This window comes from Prochlorococcus marinus XMU1402, from assembly GCF_017696205.1.
GTDB classification, from domain to species: Bacteria; Cyanobacteriota; Cyanobacteriia; order PCC-6307; family Cyanobiaceae; genus Prochlorococcus_A; species Prochlorococcus_A marinus_AC.
In genome coordinates this window covers 68,280-89,377 of sequence record NZ_JAAORD010000001.1, presented here as the reverse complement: position 1 = coordinate 89,377, position 21,098 = coordinate 68,280, and the positions used below count along the sequence as shown (strand labels likewise).

Annotated in this window: 23 protein-coding genes; 13 read left to right on the top strand and 10 right to left on the bottom strand. The window is 30.9% G+C overall.

All coding sequences use genetic code 11. The features are described 5' to 3' along the window. Window positions 1–65: 65 nt before the first annotated feature. Complete coding sequence (locus tag HA141_RS00450; protein WP_209116226.1) at window positions 66–791, top strand: phosphoadenylyl-sulfate reductase; 726 nt, start codon at window positions 66–68, stop codon at window positions 789–791. 15 nt (window positions 792–806) lie between these two features. Next, window positions 807–1,502 (top strand): type III pantothenate kinase, encoded by a 696-nt coding sequence (locus tag HA141_RS00445; protein ID WP_209116225.1) that lies wholly within the window; start codon window positions 807–809, stop codon window positions 1,500–1,502. On the opposite strand, the gene bcp is transcribed toward HA141_RS00445, so the two are convergent. Further along, window positions 1,494–1,961, bottom strand: coding sequence for a thioredoxin-dependent thiol peroxidase (gene bcp, locus HA141_RS00440; protein WP_032516873.1), 468 nt, complete (start codon window positions 1,959–1,961; stop codon window positions 1,494–1,496). The genes HA141_RS00445 and bcp overlap by 9 nt on opposite strands. Here bcp and HA141_RS00435 point away from each other — a divergent pair. Beyond that, window positions 1,961–2,617 carry a 4'-phosphopantetheinyl transferase family protein gene (locus tag HA141_RS00435; RefSeq protein WP_209116224.1) on the top strand — a complete coding sequence of 219 codons (657 nt, stop codon included), beginning with the start codon at window positions 1,961–1,963 and terminating at the stop codon, window positions 2,615–2,617. The genes bcp and HA141_RS00435 overlap by 1 nt on opposite strands. Here HA141_RS00435 and HA141_RS00430 read toward each other — a convergent pair. The 5 genes from HA141_RS00430 to HA141_RS00410 form a co-directional block, all read right to left on the bottom strand. Then, entirely contained in the window at window positions 2,614–3,900 is a 1,287-nt protein-coding gene (locus HA141_RS00430; protein ID WP_209116223.1) for a replication-associated recombination protein A, read from the bottom strand. The two genes, HA141_RS00435 and HA141_RS00430, sit on opposite strands and share 4 nt — an antisense overlap. Window positions 3,901–3,933: 33 nt before the next feature. After that, entirely contained in the window at window positions 3,934–5,571 is a 1,638-nt protein-coding gene (locus HA141_RS00425) for an alpha-D-glucose phosphate-specific phosphoglucomutase (protein ID WP_209116222.1), read from the bottom strand. Between the two features lie 32 nt (window positions 5,572–5,603). Continuing rightward, window positions 5,604–5,774 (bottom strand): hypothetical protein, encoded by a 171-nt coding sequence (locus tag HA141_RS00420; RefSeq protein ID WP_011375642.1) that lies wholly within the window; start codon window positions 5,772–5,774, stop codon window positions 5,604–5,606. A gap of 12 nt (window positions 5,775–5,786) precedes the next feature. Continuing rightward, window positions 5,787–6,887: a DUF4912 domain-containing protein gene (locus HA141_RS00415; RefSeq protein WP_209117869.1), complete on the bottom strand. Its 1,101-nt coding sequence runs from the start codon at window positions 6,885–6,887 to the stop codon at window positions 5,787–5,789. Window positions 6,888–7,156: 269 nt separating this feature from the next. Then, complete coding sequence (locus HA141_RS00410) at window positions 7,157–7,510, bottom strand: hypothetical protein (RefSeq protein ID WP_209116221.1); 354 nt, start codon at window positions 7,508–7,510, stop codon at window positions 7,157–7,159. A gap of 95 nt (window positions 7,511–7,605) precedes the next feature. On the opposite strand from HA141_RS00410, the gene sufB reads away from it, so the two are divergent. Genes sufB through HA141_RS00390 form a run of 4 tightly spaced genes read left to right on the top strand, consistent with a single transcriptional unit; the run spans window position 7,606 to window position 12,330 of the window. After that, entirely contained in the window at window positions 7,606–9,048 is a 1,443-nt protein-coding gene (gene sufB, locus HA141_RS00405; RefSeq protein WP_209116220.1) for a Fe-S cluster assembly protein SufB, read from the top strand. Window positions 9,049–9,069: 21 nt separating this feature from the next. After that, the gene (gene sufC, locus HA141_RS00400) at window positions 9,070–9,855 is read left to right on the top strand and encodes a Fe-S cluster assembly ATPase SufC (protein WP_209116219.1); all 786 of its coding nucleotides are present in this window, start codon (window positions 9,070–9,072) and stop codon (window positions 9,853–9,855) included. A gap of 4 nt (window positions 9,856–9,859) precedes the next feature. Continuing rightward, window positions 9,860–11,077: a SufD family Fe-S cluster assembly protein gene (locus HA141_RS00395; protein WP_209116218.1), complete on the top strand. Its 1,218-nt coding sequence runs from the start codon at window positions 9,860–9,862 to the stop codon at window positions 11,075–11,077. Continuing rightward, window positions 11,077–12,330, top strand: a complete 1,254-nt coding sequence (locus HA141_RS00390) for an aminotransferase class V-fold PLP-dependent enzyme (protein WP_209116217.1) — start codon at window positions 11,077–11,079, stop codon at window positions 12,328–12,330. The genes HA141_RS00395 and HA141_RS00390 overlap by 1 nt, the downstream gene beginning before the upstream one ends. Here the strand turns inward: HA141_RS00390 and HA141_RS00385 are convergent. Then, a complete protein-coding gene (locus HA141_RS00385; RefSeq protein ID WP_209116216.1) occupies window positions 12,327–14,252 on the bottom strand; it encodes an alpha/beta hydrolase family protein in 1,926 nt (641 codons plus the stop codon). The genes HA141_RS00390 and HA141_RS00385 overlap by 4 nt on opposite strands. Before the next feature lie 77 nt (window positions 14,253–14,329). Here HA141_RS00385 and def point away from each other — a divergent pair, with 77 nt between their 5' ends. Genes def through HA141_RS00360 form a run of 5 tightly spaced genes read left to right on the top strand, consistent with a single transcriptional unit; the run spans window position 14,330 to window position 17,890 of the window. Next, window positions 14,330–14,935 (top strand): peptide deformylase, encoded by a 606-nt coding sequence (def, locus tag HA141_RS00380; RefSeq protein ID WP_209116215.1) that lies wholly within the window; start codon window positions 14,330–14,332, stop codon window positions 14,933–14,935. A 4-nt stretch (window positions 14,936–14,939) separates the two neighbouring features. Then, window positions 14,940–15,281: a histidine triad nucleotide-binding protein gene (locus HA141_RS00375; RefSeq protein WP_209116214.1), complete on the top strand. Its 342-nt coding sequence runs from the start codon at window positions 14,940–14,942 to the stop codon at window positions 15,279–15,281. 48 nt (window positions 15,282–15,329) lie between these two features. After that, on the top strand, window positions 15,330–15,608 hold the full coding sequence (locus HA141_RS00370) for a hypothetical protein (protein WP_209116213.1): 279 nt from the start codon (window positions 15,330–15,332) through the stop codon (window positions 15,606–15,608). A gap of 41 nt (window positions 15,609–15,649) precedes the next feature. Beyond that, window positions 15,650–17,632 carry an ABC transporter ATP-binding protein/permease gene (locus tag HA141_RS00365; protein WP_209116212.1) on the top strand — a complete coding sequence of 661 codons (1,983 nt, stop codon included), beginning with the start codon at window positions 15,650–15,652 and terminating at the stop codon, window positions 17,630–17,632. Between the two features lie 9 nt (window positions 17,633–17,641). Further along, window positions 17,642–17,890 carry a chlorophyll a/b-binding protein gene (locus HA141_RS00360; protein ID WP_209116211.1) on the top strand — a complete coding sequence of 83 codons (249 nt, stop codon included), beginning with the start codon at window positions 17,642–17,644 and terminating at the stop codon, window positions 17,888–17,890. Here HA141_RS00360 and HA141_RS00355 read toward each other — a convergent pair whose 3' ends face one another. Then, window positions 17,891–18,823: a Ycf66 family protein gene (locus HA141_RS00355; RefSeq protein ID WP_209116210.1), complete on the bottom strand. Its 933-nt coding sequence runs from the start codon at window positions 18,821–18,823 to the stop codon at window positions 17,891–17,893. 80 nt (window positions 18,824–18,903) lie between these two features. Beyond that, entirely contained in the window at window positions 18,904–19,089 is a 186-nt protein-coding gene (gene psbX / locus HA141_RS00350; RefSeq protein WP_209116209.1) for a photosystem II reaction center protein PsbX, read from the bottom strand. Between the two features lie 89 nt (window positions 19,090–19,178). On the opposite strand from psbX, the gene HA141_RS00345 reads away from it, so the two are divergent. Beyond that, window positions 19,179–19,484 (top strand): YggT family protein, encoded by a 306-nt coding sequence (locus tag HA141_RS00345; RefSeq protein WP_209117867.1) that lies wholly within the window; start codon window positions 19,179–19,181, stop codon window positions 19,482–19,484. Window positions 19,485–19,502: 18 nt separating this feature from the next. Here the strand turns inward: HA141_RS00345 and accC are convergent, their stop codons facing one another. Further along, the gene (gene accC / locus HA141_RS00340; RefSeq protein ID WP_209116208.1) at window positions 19,503–20,852 is read right to left on the bottom strand and encodes an acetyl-CoA carboxylase biotin carboxylase subunit; all 1,350 of its coding nucleotides are present in this window, start codon (window positions 20,850–20,852) and stop codon (window positions 19,503–19,505) included. Between the last annotated feature and the right edge of the window lie 246 nt (window positions 20,853–21,098).

Sequence of the window (21,098 nt, the reverse complement as noted above, 5' to 3'; positions counted from 1 at the left end):
ATTAAACTATACGAATAATTTTCAAATTGAGCGAAATAACATTAAATTCATAACCAACTTGAAGAATGATTGAAAACATCCACCAAAAAATTCAGCCTGAATTAATAAAAAAATATAATCAAGAACTAATAAATATAAAGCCTCAAGAAATGCTTACATGGGGTTATGAAAATTTTGATAGTCAATTTGCTATAACAACAAGTTTTGGAATACAGTCATCAGTTCTTTTAAATATGGTCAGTAAATTATGTCTGCAAAGAAAAATTAAAATATTTTGGATAGATACAGGTTACCTACCCCCAGAAACATACCAATACGCTGAAAAGCTCATTAAAGATTTATCCTTAGAAGTAGAAGTTCTGCAAAGTGAATTATCTCCAGCAAGAATGGAGGCCAAATACGGAAAACTTTGGGAAACAAATAAAGAGAGTGATTTAGATAAGTATCATGAATTGAGAAAGATAAAACCTTTAGAAAATGGTCTAGAAAAATATAATATTTTTTGCTGGGCAAGCGGTGTTAGATCAAGTCAAACAGAAAATAGAAGCAAAATGAAATTCATAGACGTAATTCGTAAAAGACTCTCTTTAAGACCTTTATTAAATTGGACAAATAAAGATATTTTTTATTACATGGAAGAGAATAATTTACCTGCCCATCCACTTTTTATCAAGGGTTATTCTTCTGTTGGAGATTGGCATTCAAGCAGTCCCGATGATATAGAAACAAAAGGTAGAGATACAAGATTTGGGGGAATTAAACAAGAATGTGGAATACACACTAATAATTAAATTGATCATAGAACAATGATCTCAGGTATAAATTTTTTATTAGTAGGCAATAGTAGGCTTCATTGGGCAAAATATTCTAACAATCAATCTGAATTCTTCCATACCAAAAAAGAGCAAAAAGTTCCCGAAAATATAGATCTTGATCAATTAATTTGGGCTTCTGTAGGAAAACTACCAAATTTTTTGCTGAAAAAAGAAAATGAAATAAAAACTAAAGATATTCAAATATCAAATCTTCCCGATAATTTTGGAGTTGATAGAGCTCTTGCTTGTTTTGCCTCTTATAAAATTATTGAAAACCCTTTCAAAAAAGATTTGCTAATCGCAGATTTTGGAACAATATTATCAATAACAAAACTAAATTCAAATGGATTTATTATTGGAGGTCAACTTCTTCCAGGTTTTCTAACACAATTAAAATCAATGGAACAAAATACAAAAAATCTTAAAGTTCCCAAAAAATATGATATTCCGATCAAAGATTTTTTAATTAATACAGAAGAAGCAATCTTAAAAGGAGTAATCAACTCTCTTACTGGCGTGATTAATAGTTTGTTTAACCCAGAAAAGGATATTTTAATAATCTGTGGGGGAGACTCTCAATTACTTGCAAAATCTCTTAAGGTTCAAAAAGAAAATATTATCAATGCTCCTAATTTAGTTATGGAGGGGATGATTATTCACCACCTGTCCCTAAGAAAATTAGCTTAACCCAAGGTCTGCAATTATATGATCAGCCATTATTGCTGCTTTTACCTTTAAGTAAATTTTTTCGATGTTACCTTCAGTATCAATTAAAAAAGTATTTCTCATCATTCCCATATATTCTTTTCCCATGAATTTCTTCAATCCATAGCTATCATAATCAGAAGAAACCTTGAAAGGTTCAGGATCAGTTAAAAGAATAAAAGGTAAGTTAAATTTTTCTATAAACTTCTGATGAGAGGATGCATTATCTTTACTAATACCAAGCACAACAATATTATTTTTTTGAAGTAAATCCCAATTCTCTTTAAAATTACATGCTTCTTTAGTACATCCTGGAGTATTATCTTTTGGATAAAAATATAGTATTATTCGTTTACCTTTAAAATCACTAAGAGAAACTTCTTTCTCAAAAGAATCTTTTAATTTAAATTCTGGTGCTTTGTCGCCAACCTTAAGAGCCATTGAAATTATTAAATGAGTATGAATATAAAATACCAAAAATTTGGTTTTATGAGATTAAAGGTGTGCAAGATGTCGCAACTGTGGAAGAAATTAAAACTGCAAAAAACCTAACAAATTCAAGATCAAAGATTTTTTTAGAAACAAGAGCTTATTTGCGACAATCACTTTCAACACTTTTTGATTTAGACCCCCTAGAAATTCCAATAAATGCTCTTCCTGGAGAACCTCCCAGTTTACCCTCTGGCATGGGAAATATAAGTTTAAGTCATTGTAAAGATGCTATTACTATAGTTTGGCATAAAGGTAAAATAGGGGTTGATATTGAAAGAACAGATAGAGATTTTAACCATATAAAATTTGCAGAAAAATATTTTTTTCATACCAATAAATCAAACCATAATAATTATTTAACAAAAAATATGATATTAAATCAATGGTGTGCTGTTGAAGCAGCTATAAAATGGGATCATGGAAAATTAGCTAAAGACATTAACCATTGGCAATTTTTTGAAAAGCCAAAGGAGTTAATTCATAAAAAGAAAAATATACATTTAAATTATTCACAGATTAACTTCCATAATTGGACAATCGTTTTAGCCTATGAAGAAAAAACTACTTTGAATCCTGAGATTATTTGTTGTTCGAAAAATTTTTAGTTTTCTTTTCTTCTAAGCAGTTTTTCATATTGAGTGTTTTCCCATCCATTATTTGGTTCCCATATTTTTAAACCTCTAAAAGATTTAGGAAGATATTCTTGTGCAACCCAATTACCAGGATAATTATGAGGATTGACATAACTATTAGAATTATTTTTTAAATGAAGTGGAACATCAAAAGCATTGGTAGATTTGATTGTTTCAATTGCTTTAAAAATACTTTTCGTACTATTACTTTTTGGAGACATAGCTAAAAATAAAGAAGCCTGAGTTAAAAAATATAATCCTTCTGGAAAACCAACTCTATCAAAAGCATCACAACAAGATTGTACAACTACTATGGCATTAGGATCAGCTATTCCAATATCTTCACTGGCAGATATAAGTAGTCTTCTAAAAATAAAATTAGGATCTTCACCAGCCTCCAGCATATTCGCGAGCCAGAATAAAGTTGCATTGGGATCAGAACCTCTTATGGACTTGATAAAGGCGCTAATTACATCGTAATGATTTTGACCATTTTTATCGTAAACAATATTTTTCTTTTGAATTGCATCCTCTGCTATTGAGAGATTAATCTTGATTTCTTTAGGATCATTTTCAACAGTTGTTTCAATGGCCATCTCTAGCGCATTGATTAATGTTCTTGCATCACCGCCAGAAAATTTTATTAAATGAGTTACAGCATCTTGAGTTAAACAAATCTTTTTTGAATCTTTTCTTTTAGAATAATGATTTATCACTTTTTGTATAATTTTCTGCAAATCATTTTCTGACAAAGGAAGTAATGTAAAAATACGAGACCTACTAACAAGCGCTTTATTAACAGCAAAGAAAGGGTTTTCAGTTGTAGCACCAATAAAAGTTATAGTTCCATTTTCTATTGAAGGTAATAAAGCATCTTGCTGAACTGATGTTAATCTATGAACCTCATCAATAAATAAAATTGTTTTTCTTTTTGAATTTATTAGTCTATCTTTTGCATTAGCGATTTCATTTCTTAATTCTTTAACACTTGATAATACTGCATTTAACTTAATTAATTTTGAACGCGTATTAAAGGAAATAATTTCAATAAGAGTAGTTTTTCCAACACCTGGAGGGCCAGAAAAAATAAAATTACTAATTTTATCGTTTAATATTGCACTTCTTAAAAGCGAATTCTCATTCAGGATGGATTGTTGACCAAAAAAGTCTTCCAAATTCTTTGGCCTTAATTGATCTGCCAAAGGAGCATTATTTTCTATTTGAGAATAATTAGTAAATAAATTTTCTGAATGCATATAAATAAAATCAAAAAATCATAACTTTCCAGTTTATGTAATTACTGTAGGAGTTTCCATTTTAGTAAGTTTTGAAATGTTTAATAAATCATCTAAATCATTTATTAGAGGTTTCAAAGCGATCTGAGGATTTAACGAAAGATTCTTTTTTGGATTGAAAAATTTCTCAAAATAAAGTCTTAATGTTGCACCCTTAGTTCCAGTTCCGGAAAGGCGCACAATTATTCGAGAATTATCATCAAGCACCAATCTTAAACCTTGATTTTCACTTGTGGAATTATCAACGGGATCTAAATATGAAAAGTTATCTGCAACTTTAACTAAATGGCCAGCAAAACTATTTCCTTTTAACTGTTCAAGCATAGAAGTTAGGTTAGAAAAGATTTGATTAGCAATATTTGAGGGAATAGCCTCATAATCATGTCTTGAATAATAATTTCTACCAAATTGTTTCCAATGATTCTGCATCAAATCACTTACCGAACATTTTTTCTCAGCTAAAACTTGTAACCAGTACAAAACTGCCCATAGTCCATCTTTCTCTCTCACATGATTACTACCTGTTCCAAAACTTTCTTCTCCACATAAAGTTATTAAATTAGAATCTAAAAGATTTCCAAAAAACTTCCAGCCAGTAGGTGTCTCGAAACAAGGTATATTTAATGCTCTAGCAACATTATCAACCGCTGAGCTGGTTGGCATAGATCGTGCTACACCTGTAATACCATCTTTATAACCAGGAACACATTTTGTGTTAGCAGTGATAACTGCAAGGCTATCACTAGGATTAACAAAACATCCACTTCCTAAAATCATATTCCTATCTCCATCTCCATCACATGCAGCACCAAAACTATAAGATTTTTTATTTAATAACAAATCAGCTAAGTGGGAAGCATAAGTAAGATTAGGATCAGGATGTAAACCTCCAAAATCTTTTAACGGGTTACTATTCATGACACAATCGTGTGCAAGACCCATTTTTTCAACAAAAATATTTTTTGCATATGGGCCTGTAACAGCATTCATTGCATCAAAAATTAGCGAGAAGTCTTTTTTTAAAAAATCACTAATTTGATCAAAATCAAAAATTTTCTCCATCAAATTAGAATAATCTTTTAATCCATCAATAATTTCTAAGGTAGTTTCACCGTAAGGATAAGTTCCATATTCACTAAAATCAGGTAATTGAATTTTACAAATTTTATAACTAGTTAGTAATTGCGAAGCCTTGAAAATCTTATTAGTAATTATCTCAGGAGCTGGGCCACCATTAGAGATATTCAATTTGACTCCAAAGTCGCCATCAATTCCACCTGGATTATGGCTTGCAGAGAGAATAATTCCACCAATAGCGTTTTCTTGTCTGATTAAATTTGATGTCGCAGGAGTAGATAATAAACCATATTTTGGAACAATAACCTTTTGAACTTTATGAGCAATGCATATTTGAATAATTTTTTCTATTGCTTCAATATTGCCATATCTGCCGTCACCACCAACTACCAATGTTGAACCTTTTAAATCTTCTAATGATTGTAAGATTGCTTCAATAAAAATTTCCAGATAATGTTCTTCCTGAAACTTTAAAGTACTTTTTCTTAAACCAGAAGTTCCTGGTTTTTGATCTAGAAAAGGAGAATTGATATTAATTACACTAACTTGAGTCATATTTTTAAGAAACTTCCAAAAATCTAACTAAATTAATGAGGCATTTCGGATGTTCTTAACATAGCGATAAACCATAATGAAGAAATTAGTAATGCACTAAGGATTCCATAGTTAACACCAAATTTAGAAATTGTAATTGGAACTATTAGTGGAAATGTTAATGCCCCAAACAATGGAGTAAAAGCTACAATTTTTTTTAGCATTAATTTAGTTTATTAAAACCATTCAGTCTCAGCATTATCTTTTTCATTAGTATCGTCAAGTGGTGTAGTTCTATCAAATTTCATTGATATACTTTTTTCTTGCTCACCAGATACATCAACAGCTTTAATATCATATTTTTGAGTCCCATCTCTAAATGGAACTTGAATTCTAAAAGTACCATCTGCAGCAAGAGGTACATCTTCTCCACCTATTGTCAGTTTTGCAGAAGGCTCTGTAGCTCCATAAACAATTAATTCAGCATCAGCAACGAGCCAAAAAGATCTATTTTTAACAACTCCGCTCCCAGAATCATTTAAACCTGATGACCATTTACCAGCACCTGAGTCTGTAAGATTATCATTAAGGTTTGTTGAATTTACATTTTCCATAAATTCTTCAGAACCAACTTTTCTTCTGAGAGGAATGTTAGTTGCTGCTTGGTATAGTCTTTCATGCATACCATTTTGCTCTGAAACAACAGGGTTTGAAATATCTAGGATTGACTCAGAAGTAGAGTCCAAATTAAAAGGTACAAATTTATCAAGAATTTGCTCAGAAGGATGAGAGCCAGGAACATGACTTATAGAAGAAAATGCCAATGACATCCAGTTAAAACCATATTTATAACCTAATTCAACTTTATAGTCTCTATCTGCAAGAGGAATTGGCAAGTACCACTCAGTACTGTAACTATCAACTGCTATCTCCCTTAATGTTCCTTGATTCAAGTTGCTTCCTTCAGAACCGGAAGCATCAAATAATCGCAAACATAATTTATTGGCTCCCAAAGATTGTGCTTTTTCTCTATCTGCATCAGAAATTTGCCAAAAAACATAAGCCCAATCTGGATCACGAGGCAGAAAAACTACATTTGTTTTAACTGCTTCACTACTTTTAAAAGAATTGGACTCAAAAGTTTCTTCAGATTTTACCTGGGGAGGAGGAGTATTTGTTTTTTTTGTATATTTTTCTTGATATTTGATTATTAAATCAACTAAAACAGCTTTTGTTTTGCGACTGTATAGCGGAACTGATAGTTTACTTGCTTCTTGACGTAATTGTCTGAGGGTAAGTGAGAGTAATTGATCTTTATTCATGATCCCATCAGTCACTTTAAATTCTCCGTTTTTATTTGGGATCAGTATGTTTCTTTTTTTTAGGAATTGCGTGTCTTTTTGTCCTGTCGTCAGCATCCTCTGACTACTAAAAAATTCTCAAAATTGATATTTCTCTTCAGAACAGTTGGTATCAAAGCAATTAATTAATTTTCAGATCTTTTTTAAATGTAAATTAATTTTCTTTTTTTTTAAATTTTATTACCTGAATTTGTTAACGACTCAACAAAAATAAATTTTTTCTTCGGGATCAATTAAAAGGGAATTCAGCGTTGTTCAACTAGAAGTACTAAATCATCTATTTCTAAATCCTCAATACTTTTTCCTATTTTTTTTGAAAAAGTACTTAATTTTTCCGAAGTGGATTCTAACTGCTCGTAAAAAAGATCACTAAATTTTTTATCATCAAATTTTTTGGATTGGTTATCACACCATTCTTTCAAGGGATTTTTATTTTGATATTCAAAACTATTATCTACATAGATAATTTTTAAAATCTGGAGGCAATGAGCGAGAATTCTTAAATGATGTTTCTGCATAATAGTTAGATCAAGGTTATCAATTTCTTGAATAGTTTCTATGCTTAATAAGTTAGACAGGGGATCAAGATGATTAGACATTAATTTTTAGTTTTAATAAAGGAAAAAAACTCAATATTGGGGTTATCTTTCGTTAAAGTATATAAAGCTAATTGTAATAAGTTATTTTTGATAACATGGTCAACGAAAATTTAGTTAAAGATGTAGTAAAAGAGCCTTACAAATATGGTTTCGTTACTGATATTGAAACTGAAAAAATAGAGAAGGGATTAAATGAAGATATCATAAGATTAATTTCACAGAAAAAAGAAGAGCCAAAATTTCTTCTTGATTTTAGATTAAAAGCCTTTAAAAAATGGCAAAAAATGAAAGAGCCTGATTGGGCAGGGTTAGGATATAAACAAATTGATTATCAAGATATAATTTATTACTCTGCTCCTAAGCAAAAAGAGAAAATTTCTAGTTTAGATGAAGTTGATCCCAAACTTCTAGAGACTTTTGACAAATTGGGAATACCCCTTACGGAGCAAAAAAAACTCACAAATGTAGCAGTAGATGCTGTCTTTGATAGTGTTTCTATAGCAACAACTTTTAGAGAAGAACTTGCTGAACATGGAGTTATATTTTGCTCAATTAGTGAAGCAGTAAAAAATCACCCGGATTTGATTGAAAAATATTTAGGTACAGTTGTTCCAGCTAGTGATAATTATTTTGCCGCACTAAATTCTGCTGTTTTTAGTGATGGTTCCTTTGTTTATATCCCAAAAGGTATTACCTGCCCTATGGATCTATCTTCCTACTTCAGAATTAATAGTGGAGATTCAGGACAATTCGAAAGAACACTAATCATTGCTGAAGAATCAAGTTCAGTAAGTTATTTAGAAGGTTGTACAGCTCCAATGTTTGATACAAATACCCTTCATGCAGCAGTTGTAGAGCTTATAGCATTAGACGACGCTTCTATAAAATATTCAACAGTGCAAAATTGGTATGCGGGTGATGAAGAAGGTATTGGCGGAATTTTTAATTTTGTCACCAAGAGAGGAAAATGTTTAGGTAAAAGAAGTAAGATTAGCTGGTCTCAAGTTGAAACAGGGTCTGCAATTACATGGAAATATCCTAGCTGTCTTCTTTTAGGGGAAGAATCTGTAGGAGAATTTTATTCAGTGGCACTCACCAATAATCTTCAGCAAGCAGATACCGGCACAAAAATGATCCATATTGGTCCTAAGACCAAATCAACTATTGTTAGCAAAGGTATTAGTGCAGGCAACTCAATAAATAGCTATAGAGGTCTTGTCAAAATGGGAACAAAAGCTACAGGATCAAGAAATTACAGTCAATGTGATTCAATGTTAATAGGGGATCAAGCTTCTGCAAATACATTCCCTTACATCAAATCTCAACAACCCAATTCTGAAATTGAGCATGAAGCAAGCACATGTAGAATCTCAGAAGACCAACTTTTTTATCTTCAAAGCAGAGGTATAGAATTTGAGGAGGCAGTATCCATGATGGTCAGCGGTTTTTGCAGAGATGTATTTAATCAATTACCTATGGAATTTGCTGCTGAAGCAGATAAGTTACTGGCACTTAAACTCGAAGGATCAGTAGGTTAATGAATCAATTTCTAAACTGAAATGCAAAGTAAAATGAAAGAATCAGATCCAATTTTAGAAGTTGAAAATCTCTCTGCATCTACTGATAATCTTCCAATTTTAAAAGGGGTTTCACTTACTGTCTATCCTGGAGAAATCCATGCCATTATGGGAAGAAATGGATGTGGCAAAAGTACTTTTTCGAAAATCATTGCAGGACATCCCTCATATAATATTACAAATGGCGACATAAAATTTTTAGGTGAAAACATCAACTCTCTAGAACCTGAAGAAAGAGCTCAATCAGGAATTTTTCTTGGTTTTCAATATCCAATTGAGATTCCAGGTGTAAGTAATCTTGAGTTTCTTAGAGTTTCAACTAATGCTAGAAGGAAATTCCTAAACAAAGAAGAATTAGATACTTTTGATTTTGAAGAATTAGTTAAAGAAAAGTTAGAAATTGTAAAAATGGATCATGCATTCCTATCAAGGAGTGTAAATCAAGGATTTTCTGGAGGTGAAAAAAAGAGAAATGAAATTCTGCAAATGGCTTTACTTGAGCCCAAGATAGCAATATTAGATGAGACCGATTCTGGTCTAGATATTGATGCTTTAAGAATAGTGGCATCAGGAATTAAAAAAATATCTAATGCACAAACTGGAATTATACTTATTACCCACTATCAAAGATTATTAGATGAAATTAAACCAAATTATGTCCATGTTATGTCAGACGGACAAATCATAAAAACTGGTGAAAGTGATCTTGCTCTAGAGCTTGAGAAAAAAGGGTATGAATGGACTGATAACTTTATAAAAGAGACCTAAATAAATGGAAATTATTGAAAAAATAAAAACTAATAAATCGATCAATAATCTTACAGAAATACAAAAAATCTGTCTAGATAAATTACAATCTAGCCCCCTCCCTAATCCTAAAAGTGAACTATGGCGACTTTCAAATAAATCAAAATTTTCAAACTTTTTAAAATACTCGGTTGATGAAAAAGATTCAAAATTTGATACACCTTTTCCGAACAATTCTCAAAAAACTATTAGGTTAGTAATTGGTGAAAATTGCCAAATTAATTTAATAGAGGAAAATTATTCAATAAAACAACTAAGTGAAGATAAATTAGTTAAATTTATCAAAGAAGAGATATCTTGTTTTGATCAAAACGAAAATTGGAGTGACTTACTAAATCTTTCTTTAAACTGTAAAAAGAATATCTTGGGATTAAAAATAAATGGATCACAAATCCCTCCTATTGAAATCTTTAGTCACGCATCAAGTAATTCTTTAAACGCAAAAACCCTTGTAATATTCTTAGAAAAGAATTGTGATATTGATTTATTACAAGTAAATCTTGGTAAAGACAACTCTTCATTATCTCAATCAACGTTCTTTTGTTTAGAAGAAAATAGTTCCGTAAACCATGGTGTTGTTTCTTACGGTGAAAACAAATCAAATCTATTAAATTCTCTCAATGTAATTCAACAAAATAATAGCGAATACAATTTGGGATCTTTACATTTCAAATTTAATTATGCAAGATTTGAAATTCGTATTAAACAATCTGAAGGAAACGCTAAAACCAATATCAGAGGTATGCAAATAACAAAAAAAGATGAACAAATTTCTACTTTTACAAAAATAGACTTTCATGGTCCCAATGGATTTCTAGATCAAATCAATAAATCACTTGCTGATGATAAATCACATGCGATATTTGAAGGTTCAATCATAGTTCCAAAAATTGCCCAGAAAACTGATGCTTCTCAATTAAGCAGAAATTTACTTTTATCAAATCGCGCACAAATAGATACCAAACCTCAATTAGAAATAATTGCTGATGATGTCAAATGCAAACATGGAGCAACAATTTCACAATTAAATGAAGAAGAACTTTTTTATATGCGAACAAGAGGGATCACATTAACAGAAGCAAGTAAACTACAATTAAGTTCTTACTTTCAAGAAATAATTTCATTTATTCCCGTTTCAAAAAATAGATGGGATTTGCTTGATAAACTTTTAAATGAAAATTAATGAAAACAATTCAAAATTTTCCTGAAATAACGAAGAAAGACTTTCCTCTTTTAAATAAGAACTTAAAAAGTAATGAGCAAATTATTTATTTAGACCATGCTGCAACCACTCAAAAACCAATACAAGTCTTAGAAAAAATTAATGAATATTATAAAAACTTTAATGCCAATGTACATAGAGGCGCACATCAATTAAGTGCTAAAGCGACAGAAGAATTTGAAAATGCAAGATATTTAATAAGCGAGTATATAAAAGCGAATTCAACAAAAGAAATCATTTTCACAAGAAATGCAACTGAGGCAATCAATCTAGCAGCTAGATCATGGGGCGAATCTTCATTACAAGAAAACGATGAAATTCTTTTATCAATAATGGAACATCATAGCAATATTGTTCCATGGCAAATGGTTGCAGCTAAAAATAAATGCAAATTAAAATTTGTAGGTATAGATAAAAATGGGAAATTAGATATAGACGATTTTAAATCAAAACTCACATCTAGAACTAAGCTTGTTAGCCTAGTACATGTTAGTAATACTCTGGGTTGCTGTAATCCAATCAAAGAGATCACTAAATTAGCCAAACAAAAAGGTTCTTTAGTGTTAATAGATGCATGTCAAAGTTTGGCCCATCAAAAACTAGATGTGATTGATCTTGATATAGATTTTTTAGCAGGCTCAGGACATAAACTTTGCGGCCCTACAGGTATTGGTTTCCTTTGGTCAAGAAAAGAAATCCTAGAAAAAATTCCTCCTCTCTTTGGAGGTGGAGAAATGATTCAAGATGTTTTTGAAGAGACAAGTACATGGGCAGAGCTACCGCATAAATTTGAAGCTGGAACTCCAGCCATTGCAGAAGCAATAGGTCTTGCAGAAGCAATTAATTATATAAACACTATTGGATTGAATGAAATTCATGCATATGAAAAGACTATTACTAAATATTTATTTGAAAAATTAAATGAAATAGAAAATGTTGAAATTATTGGTCCATCTCCCGAGATAGATCCAAACAGAGCATCACTTGCGACTTTTTATGTGAAAAATATACATTCAAATGATATTGCTGAAATTCTTGATTCAAAAGGAATTTGCATCAGAAGTGGGCATCATTGCTGTCAACCTCTTCACAGATACATTGGAATTAAATCAACGGCTAGAATTAGCATGAATTTCACAACCAATAAGGAAGAAATTGATGTATTTATAGAAAAATTAAAAGATACTATTAATTTTTTAAAAATCAATTCTTAGATATTTAGAGAATTTGTTAAAAATTCTTGAGATTTTTGCATTACTACTTCTTTATTTTCAATATTTTTAAATCCATGCCCTTCATTTTCAAAAAAAATAACTTCTGAATTCTTATTATTCTGAATCAAAATTTCTTGAATTCTTAAAGTTTGTTTATAAGAAATAACTTTATCTTTTTTTCCATGAAACAATAAGATAGGTTTCTTTATTTTATTAATATGATTAATCGGCGATCTATTTATATAATCATTATGATTTTTTGCATAATTCCCTACCAAAGAATTTAAATAATCTTTTTCAAACCTATGAGTGTTGTAATGCATATCATTCAAATCAAGAACAGGGTATTTACAAATTGCAGCTGTAAAAATAGATCCATATAATAAACAATTCAAGGCAGTTAACCCACCAGCACTATTACCAAAAATTACTACTTTCTCACTATCAATTAGATTTAATTTAATTAATTCAAGAACTAGTGCTTTGCAATCATAAGAATCAACAACGCCCCACTTATAATTCAACCTCTCTCTATATGCTTTGCCGAATCCAGATGATCCTCCATAATTAACTTCAGCAACAAAAAATCCCTTCGACGTCCAATATTGAACTTCAGAATTATATGATCCATCATAAAATGAAGTTGGGCCGCTATGTGCCCTAACAAAAAGGGGTGGTTTTCTATATTTTTCCACAAGCGGTCTATAGAGAAAAGAATGAGTAGATTTATCTTCAAAACCTTTAAACCAAAAAGACTCAGGAATGGAACAATCTTTTATATGTTCAACTTTTATTGCATCAAAAAAATTTGATGAAACTTGTTCTCCACAATCAATTTCAAATAAATTCCTCAAAAAATCAGATCCATAACCTTTAAAAACTAGTTTCTTCTCAAAAGCATTAAAATCACTTATTGAAGTAAAAGGAGTAGGAAATTCTTTAACAAATACAAGATCTTTATATTGTTCCAGTATGAAATTATTTTCTTTTTTTGCTAAACAAAATAAATTTTTTAGAGACCCTGAAAAAAATGTTATTCCAGAGACCCATTGCGGTGCTCCATATTCAAAGAAATTTCTTTCTACTCTTTTCTTAATAAAAATGCCATCAATTTTACTCACATCTAAAAATAATAAGTTCCACCATCCAGAACTATCTTCAGAACATACTAAAAGTGTCTCACTTATCCAATAAGGTTGAAAAAAAGAAACGTTTTTTTTGAAATTGATCAACTTATTTGAGAACTTTTTTATTTTTTGTATCTCTCCATCTAAGTCAATTTGAGCAAAAAAAAGATCATTTTTTTCCCAGGGCATATTTGGAGAATCCCACTCGATCCAAGAAAGTAAGCTAGCAGAAGTATTAGAAGATAAATCTCCTGCAAAATTTTTAAATTTTTTTATTCGATGAATATCTTGTTTAGTTTTTTGTAAGTTTAAAGAAAATAAATAATCTCTATTATTGATTTCACAAATACCATATAAAAAAAAATTTTCAGAAATGACAAATGAAGAATCGAAATTTCCCTCAATTGATTTAGATAGTTGTCTAGGTTCTTGAACTGAATCAAGATATTGATTGGAACTTCTATCATTTAATGAAACTTCTTTAAAAATTTGAAACCATATTGCCTTGGTTATTTGATCTATCCATATCAAATAAAAATTATTTTTAAAATTTATACATTTATAAGACTTCCCTCCATATCCATGAAAGTTATTTTTAATATTAAATTTTTTACTAGTTAATTTCTGGGGAAACGCCTCTTTGTCATTAAATGGTCTTGCAAAAATGGCATTTTCATTTTGACTTTCACAAACAACATCAATCCAAAAAATGGTGTCCCTTATAATACTTAATTCCTTAAAAGCTTCTTTTTTAGATACAGTTTTCCTAACTTTTAGCTTATCGTCATTACTCATTTAAAAAAATATAAAGAAAGTAAATTAAAGTGCTAATATTTTTATAGCTAAACTCATAACTAAAAACTTTTTCTAACGTGGCAAACCATTTTTCACAACTTGCAAAAAAGTCAATAACAAATGGAAACTCAGAAAAAATTGCAAAAGAGCAAAAAGGTAATCCATCTTTAGAAATTTATAAACTTGGTGATGAAGTATTAAGACAAAACTCCAAAAGAATTACTAAAGTTGACGAATCGATTAGAAAACTTGCTAGAGAAATGCTTCAAAGCATGTATGCAGCTAAAGGAATTGGACTTGCTGCACCTCAAATTGGCATCAACAAAGAGCTTCTTGTCATAGATGTAAATTTTGAAGATTCAGCAGCTGAACCTTTAATATTAATCAATCCAGAAATTACAGACTTTGGAACAACCCTTAATTCATACGAAGAAGGCTGCTTAAGTATACCTGGTGTCTATTTAAATGTAGTGAGACCATCAACTATAAAATTAAAATTTAGAGATGAAATGGGTAGACCACGAAAAATGAAAGCAGATGGACTTCTGGCGAGGTGTATTCAACACGAAATGGATCACTTAAATGGAATATTATTTGTAGATAGAGTTACCTCAAAAGATGATTTGAATAAAGAACTTTTAAAAGAAGGGTTTAACGAAAAAGACGTTATCTCAATTAATTAATTTAATGACTGAAACAACAATATTTCAAAAAATCATTAATGAAGAAATACCCTGCGATAAGCTTTACGAAGATAAGTTGTGTATTGCATTTAATGATATCCAGGCGCAAGCTCCAGTACATTTTTTAGTGATTCCTAAAAAGCCAATAATCAGTTTATTAGAGTGTATTGAAGAAGATGCAAATTTATTAGGGCATCTACTTTTTGTTGGTAGTAAAATAGCTAAATCAAAAAATTTAACTAATTGGAGAACAGTAATTAATACTGGAGCAGAATCGGGACAAACGGTTTTTCATTTACATATTCATTTTTTATCTGGAAGAAAAATGAATTGGCCCCCAGGATAAAACTCTCGAAAGAAATATTTATGGGTTATAAATAAGTAAAAAGTAAAAATGAATACCCCAAATTCTTTAAATACAGATTCTAAAAACTTATTAAATTTAATCTCAAAAAATTGGGACGAGCTAGATGATTCTCTCAAAACTAAGCTAATAAGAATTTGGAGTGTTTTAACTTATAAATGGCAATTACAAATTTTATTTAATTTACCTTTTTTACTATGGTGGGGATTAGATAAATTCCTTCCAAAAGTTCATGAATTTGATGCAACAATCTTGAATTACTTGAATTTACCTGACTGGGCACTTTCACTTATTGGCTTTGGTCAATAGACTTTTAAAAGTTATAATTTAACTTATAAAACTTTTGAGTAATGAATACAGCAGTTAATAATAAATCCAAATTTATATTGCAATTACAAAAATTAAGGAGATTATCTCAACCTTTTTTCTTGCCAATTGAGCAAAATAATGGAATACAATTCATTTGGCTCTTAATCTCGCTTTTATTCTGCGTTGGAGGAATAGTCCTTGTATTACTAACAGGCTTAATTAATTTATTAGAAAATTTTCAACCAGAATTATTAGAAAAATATTTTGAAGGTGTTGTTAGCACTCTTAATACAATTTGGGCTGGAAAATGGGGATTAATCTTCTCTGCATTATTCGTAATAGGTTCTTCAAGTTTCTTTAGTTTTAGACATCAACTAAAAGCAAAAAGATGGATTCATTGGATTTTATTAGGAATAATTGTATTAATGCTACTAGCAATTAATGGTATAAATGCCGGGATTGGTTTTATAGCAAGAGATTTAACTAATGCACTAGTTCAAAGAGAACAAGATGGTTTCTACAGAATTTTAGCAATATACGCATCTTGCTTTATTTTTGCACTACCAATAAGAGCTTTACAAATTTTCTTTACATTAAAATTGAGCATTATTTGGAGAGAGTGGCTTTCAAAAAGTCTGATCAGCCAGTATCTAACTAATAGAGCTTACTTCAAGCTTAATCCGAATGATGAACAAGCAACTGACGTTGACAATCCAGATCAGCGAATCTCCGAAGATACAAAATCATTTACTGAACAAAGCTTAACTTTCACTATTGGGATATTTGATGCGATTTTGACTTTTTCTCTAAATATTCTTATCCTTTACACCATTAGTAGAACGTTAACCTTTTCCCTATTTACATTTGCTGCAATAGCTTCTTCACTTCTAATATACGCAGGAAAAAGGTTAGTAAAAATTAATTTTGATCAGTTGAGATATGAAGCTGATTTCAGATATGGATTAGTTCATATAAGAAATAACTCCGAAGCAATAGCTTTTTATTCAGGAGAATATCCAGAAAATGTAGAAAATCAAAGAAGATTGGGAGTTTTAGTAAAAAACTTCAACCTATTAATAATTTGGAAAACAATAATATTTACAATGAAAAGATCGACTAATTATGCTGGAGTATTTTTTCCATATTTAATAATGGCTGTTCCATATTTCGCTGGAACTATTGATTACGGAAAATTTGTACAAGCAAATTTTGCATTTAATATGGTCGAAGGTTCTCTCTTTTTTATAGTTAACCAAATAGATGAACTTGCAAAGTTCACTGCAGGCATTAGCAGATTAGAAGGGTTTCAATCTGAAGTTGAGTTAATAAGCAAAGAAAAGCCATCTAAAAATAATATTTCTATTACAAATAAACCTGAGATACTCATTAAAAATGCAGATTTATGCACTCCCGGCTCTAATAAGCCCATTATTAAAGATCTGAGCATGAATATTAATAATAGAGACACCCTTTTAATCACTGGACCGTCAGGTTGTGGTAAAACCTCACTATTAAGAATGATTAGTGGTTTGTGGCAACCTGATAAAGGGTTAATAGAAAAGCCAAAAACAGGTGATTTACTTTTTATTCCACAAAAACCATACATGATTTTAGGTTCACTCCGAGAACAACTTTGTTATCCAACTGAAGTCAGTAAATTTAGTGACGATCATTTATTCTCTGTGCTTAAGGAAGTTAAACTAAATTCTATGCTTGATAGATATCCAAATCTTGATATCAAGCAAGATTGGCCAAGAATATTATCTCTTGGAGAACAACAAAGACTGGCTTTTGCAAGACTTTTACTGAATTCCCCTCAATTTGCAGTACTTGATGAAGCAACTAGTGCATTAGATATTGAAACTGAAAAATATCTCTATGGTTTGCTTATAAAAAGAGAACTTTCTCTTATAAGTGTTGGGCATCGTCCAACTCTAAAAGAATTTCACAATAAAGTTTTAAGTTTAAACGGTAAAGGGAACTGGCAATTATTCCCTACAAAAAACTATAATTTTGATAACTAAAATATTTTTATGAAAACTGGTGAAGATAGAGATGAGTTTAAAAACATTTCTGTTGATAATGAGTTAGAAGGTAGCGATCTCAAAACTGAGGAAAAGATTGATCAAGTAATTGATGAAGATACTGAAATGTATAATTTTGGCTGGAGTAATTATTCTGAAATAACTAACGGAAGATTTGCAATGATCGGATTCCTAGCAATAATACTAATTGAATTATTGAGTCAACAATCATTTTTAAAATGGGCAGGAATTTTATAATTAATCATCAAATCTAGAACTATTATCTCTTGGTTTCTTTTTATTTGTTCCAACTGAATATCTACCACTTTGATTTTTAGAACTTGATCTAGCTGAAGAGCTTCCTCTTCGAGTCTCACTTGTTTTTTTTACTTGATTAGAATCTCTGAATGAAGCATCTTCTACTTGAGCTGTTGAAGTTTGCTGCCTAAGAGGAGATCTTGTAGGTTTCTTTCTTAGTGGAGAAGAATCATCAGCAGTAGAAATATTGTCTTTTCTAGAAACTGTCCGATTGATTCTGGGTCTTGATCCTGTCTTAACTTCATTGCGAGATAAGTTTCTCCTCTCACCAAATTTATTGCTCTCTGATTGATTGTTATTTCTATCATCAAGATTCTGTCTTCTTCTCCTCCTTATAGGTTCCTCATTTTCAAACTGATCTACTTCTCTTGTCGATGGCCTGCTCCTGCTTGCAGCCGCAGAAGGTATGGCCCTTGAAATATTTCTCCTACGAGATCTCCCCTCCATAAAGTCTTCTTCAAATTCATCTTCTTGAGGTTTAAATCTTCTTGATGATCTTTCAGACTCTTCAAAACTATCGTAATCGTTATTAAATCGACCTCTAGAATTTCTTGGCACATCAGAAATAGGATCATCATCAAAATAAGATGACCTTCTAGCTTGATCAGTAGCAACTCCCCTCAATCGCACACTTTCGTATGCGAAAAAAACTGTGGTTCCTGCTAACAAAAACTGACCAAATTGAAGGATGGGATCTAACCTCCAGCCTTGAAAAAATAATATTCCCCCGCACAAAAGTCCTATAGCTGCGAAGAAAACATCATAATCTCTAGCTAATGCAGGTTTAAAAGACCTTAAAAAATAAAGGCCTCCACCGCATACAGCTAGGACAATACCAACAATACTGGCCCAATTGAGACTAGCATTGACCACATTCTTTCTCCAAAAATTTATTTATTAAAGGATTACTTAAATCCCCTATATATATAGTGTACTTAAAACTTCTACAAAAACTAGCGTCTTCCAGTAGAAGTACGATCGAGAGAATCTTTCTGACTGACAAAAATCAAAAATGCAGAGGCTGGAATGACAATAAGTAAAGCAGCTGCAATAAAACTACCTATCATTCCAACCGCGGAATTATTAGCAACTTCAGCAGAAAAATCTGCAACTAGCAATAAATTTGAGATTTGAAACACTTTTAAATATTAAATTCTCAATTTATAATACGAATTAAATACGTTTCAGTGGGTTATTTATTAAGATGAATTAAATAATTGTGATCTCTTTGCTTGTAAACTCTCTACAAATTTTAGATATTAGTTTAGGAATTTCTCTTTCATATCTCACTATAGTTTTTCTAATAAGGTTAATTCTTACTTGGTACCCAAAGATTGATTTAAGTAAAGGTTTATGGTTATTAATTTCAATACCATCAAGCTCTATTCTTAATTTAACAAGAAAACTAATTCCTCCTATTGGAGGAGTTGATGTTGGACCTGTAATTTGGATCGGAATTATAAGCTTTTTAAGAGAAATTTTAGTCGGTCAGCAAGGGCTCATAAAACTTGCATTGAATACAAATATCTCATAGAAATCATTTATTTTTTTCTCAGTAATTTGGCAATAATTCTTCTTCTACATATTTAGTATGTATCTTACCCTCCTTAAATTTAGATTTATTGAGTAAGGTTAAATGAAAGTTTATTGTTGTAGGAATACCAGTTACTGCACACTCATTTAAAGCCCTATTCATACGTTTAATTGCAGTATTACGATCTTTCCCCCAGACTATTAATTTACCAATTAATGAGTCATAGAAAGGAGGTATTTCATAGCCGGTATAAACATGACTATCCACCCTTACACCAGGACCACCAGGGGGAAGCCATCCAGTTATTTTTCCAGGAGATGGTCGGAAATTGTGAGAAGGATCTTCAGCATTGATTCTACATTCAATGGCATGACCGTTTAAATGGATATCATCCTGATTAAATTCCAAGTTTTGTCCGCTTGCGATTTTAATTTGCTCTGCTATTAGATCAACTCCAGTAACCATTTCAGTAACAGGATGTTCAACTTGAATCCTGGTATTCATTTCCATAAAATAAAAATTATCATCATCATCAACTAAAAATTCAACTGTCCCAGCTCCTTCGTAGCCGATACTTTTTGCAGCAGCAATAGCAGCGTTCCCCATTTTTTTTCTTAGCTCAGTATTAATTGCAGGACTAGGAGACTCTTCTAATAACTTCTGATGTCTTCTTTGAACTGAACAATCTCGCTCTCCTAAATGAACAACATTTCCAAACCTATCCGCCAAAATTTGAATTTCTACATGTCTTGGCTTCTTTATAAATTTCTCCATATATAAACCATCATTACCAAAAGCTGCTTCTGCTTCGCCTTGAGCTGCTTTAAACATTTTTTCGAGATTATTAGGGCTTTCAACCAGCCTCATACCTCTTCCACCTCCTCCAGCAGTCGCTTTGATAATTACCGGATAGCCAATATTATCTGCCAATTTATAAGCCTCATCAACATTTGACAACAAGCCTTTACTCCCAGGAACTGTTGGAACGCCAACTGCTTCCATAGTTTCTTTAGCTGTAGATTTATCTCCCATTGATCTAATAGCTTTAGGAGATGGACCAATAAAAACTATTCCGTGATCATTACACATCTCAGCAAATTTATCATTTTCAGCAAGAAATCCATAACCAGGATGAATAGCATCAACTCCTCTCGATGTGGCAGCAGCAAGTATATTTGGAATATTTAAATAACTTTTATTACTTAATGAATCTCCAACACAAACTGCTTCATCAGCAAGCTGAACATGTAATGCTTTTTTATCTACAGTACTAAAAACTGCAACTGTTGCAATACCTAGTTCTCTACAACTTCTGACAATTCGTAAAGCTATTTCTCCACGATTAGCAATTAAAACTTTTTCAATCATTATAAAATTAAATTGAAGAAATGAAAATGACTTAAAATAAAAAATTATTTGCCAAAGTATTTAACAAAATTTTTTAGTGATCAGAGGACATTTTTACAATACAGCCTAGAACGTTATATATGTATAAATATTTGTTTTATGCAAAGAAAAATTATTCATCATATTCAAAAATAATCTGTTAGAACTTCATGCTTATTTCAGCCAATAATGTATTATATTTTTAAGGTTTAAGTATCCCCAGGTTGC

Coding starts and splice junctions, on each gene's coding strand:
- HA141_RS00390 (WP_209116217.1), top strand. CDS start 11,077: ATGAAAACAATTCAAAATTTTCCTGAAATAACGAAGAAAGACTTTCCT.
- HA141_RS00385 (WP_209116216.1), bottom strand. CDS start 14,252: ATGAGTAATGACGATAAGCTAAAAGTTAGGAAAACTGTATCTAAAAAA.
- sufC (WP_209116219.1), top strand. CDS start 9,070: ATGCAAAGTAAAATGAAAGAATCAGATCCAATTTTAGAAGTTGAAAAT.
- HA141_RS00420 (WP_011375642.1), bottom strand. CDS start 5,774: ATGCTAAAAAAAATTGTAGCTTTTACTCCATTGTTTGGGGCATTAACA.
- HA141_RS00450 (WP_209116226.1), top strand. CDS start 66: ATGATTGAAAACATCCACCAAAAAATTCAGCCTGAATTAATAAAAAAA.
- sufB (WP_209116220.1), top strand. CDS start 7,606: ATGGTCAACGAAAATTTAGTTAAAGATGTAGTAAAAGAGCCTTACAAA.
- HA141_RS00395 (WP_209116218.1), top strand. CDS start 9,860: ATGGAAATTATTGAAAAAATAAAAACTAATAAATCGATCAATAATCTT.
- HA141_RS00425 (WP_209116222.1), bottom strand. CDS start 5,571: ATGACTCAAGTTAGTGTAATTAATATCAATTCTCCTTTTCTAGATCAA.
- HA141_RS00410 (WP_209116221.1), bottom strand. CDS start 7,510: ATGTCTAATCATCTTGATCCCCTGTCTAACTTATTAAGCATAGAAACT.
- HA141_RS00430 (WP_209116223.1), bottom strand. CDS start 3,900: ATGCATTCAGAAAATTTATTTACTAATTATTCTCAAATAGAAAATAAT.
- HA141_RS00365 (WP_209116212.1), top strand. CDS start 15,650: ATGAATACAGCAGTTAATAATAAATCCAAATTTATATTGCAATTACAA.
- HA141_RS00375 (WP_209116214.1), top strand. CDS start 14,940: ATGACTGAAACAACAATATTTCAAAAAATCATTAATGAAGAAATACCC.
- HA141_RS00360 (WP_209116211.1), top strand. CDS start 17,642: ATGAAAACTGGTGAAGATAGAGATGAGTTTAAAAACATTTCTGTTGAT.
- bcp (WP_032516873.1), bottom strand. CDS start 1,961: ATGGCTCTTAAGGTTGGCGACAAAGCACCAGAATTTAAATTAAAAGAT.
- HA141_RS00370 (WP_209116213.1), top strand. CDS start 15,330: ATGAATACCCCAAATTCTTTAAATACAGATTCTAAAAACTTATTAAAT.
- accC (WP_209116208.1), bottom strand. CDS start 20,852: ATGATTGAAAAAGTTTTAATTGCTAATCGTGGAGAAATAGCTTTACGA.
- HA141_RS00445 (WP_209116225.1), top strand. CDS start 807: ATGATCTCAGGTATAAATTTTTTATTAGTAGGCAATAGTAGGCTTCAT.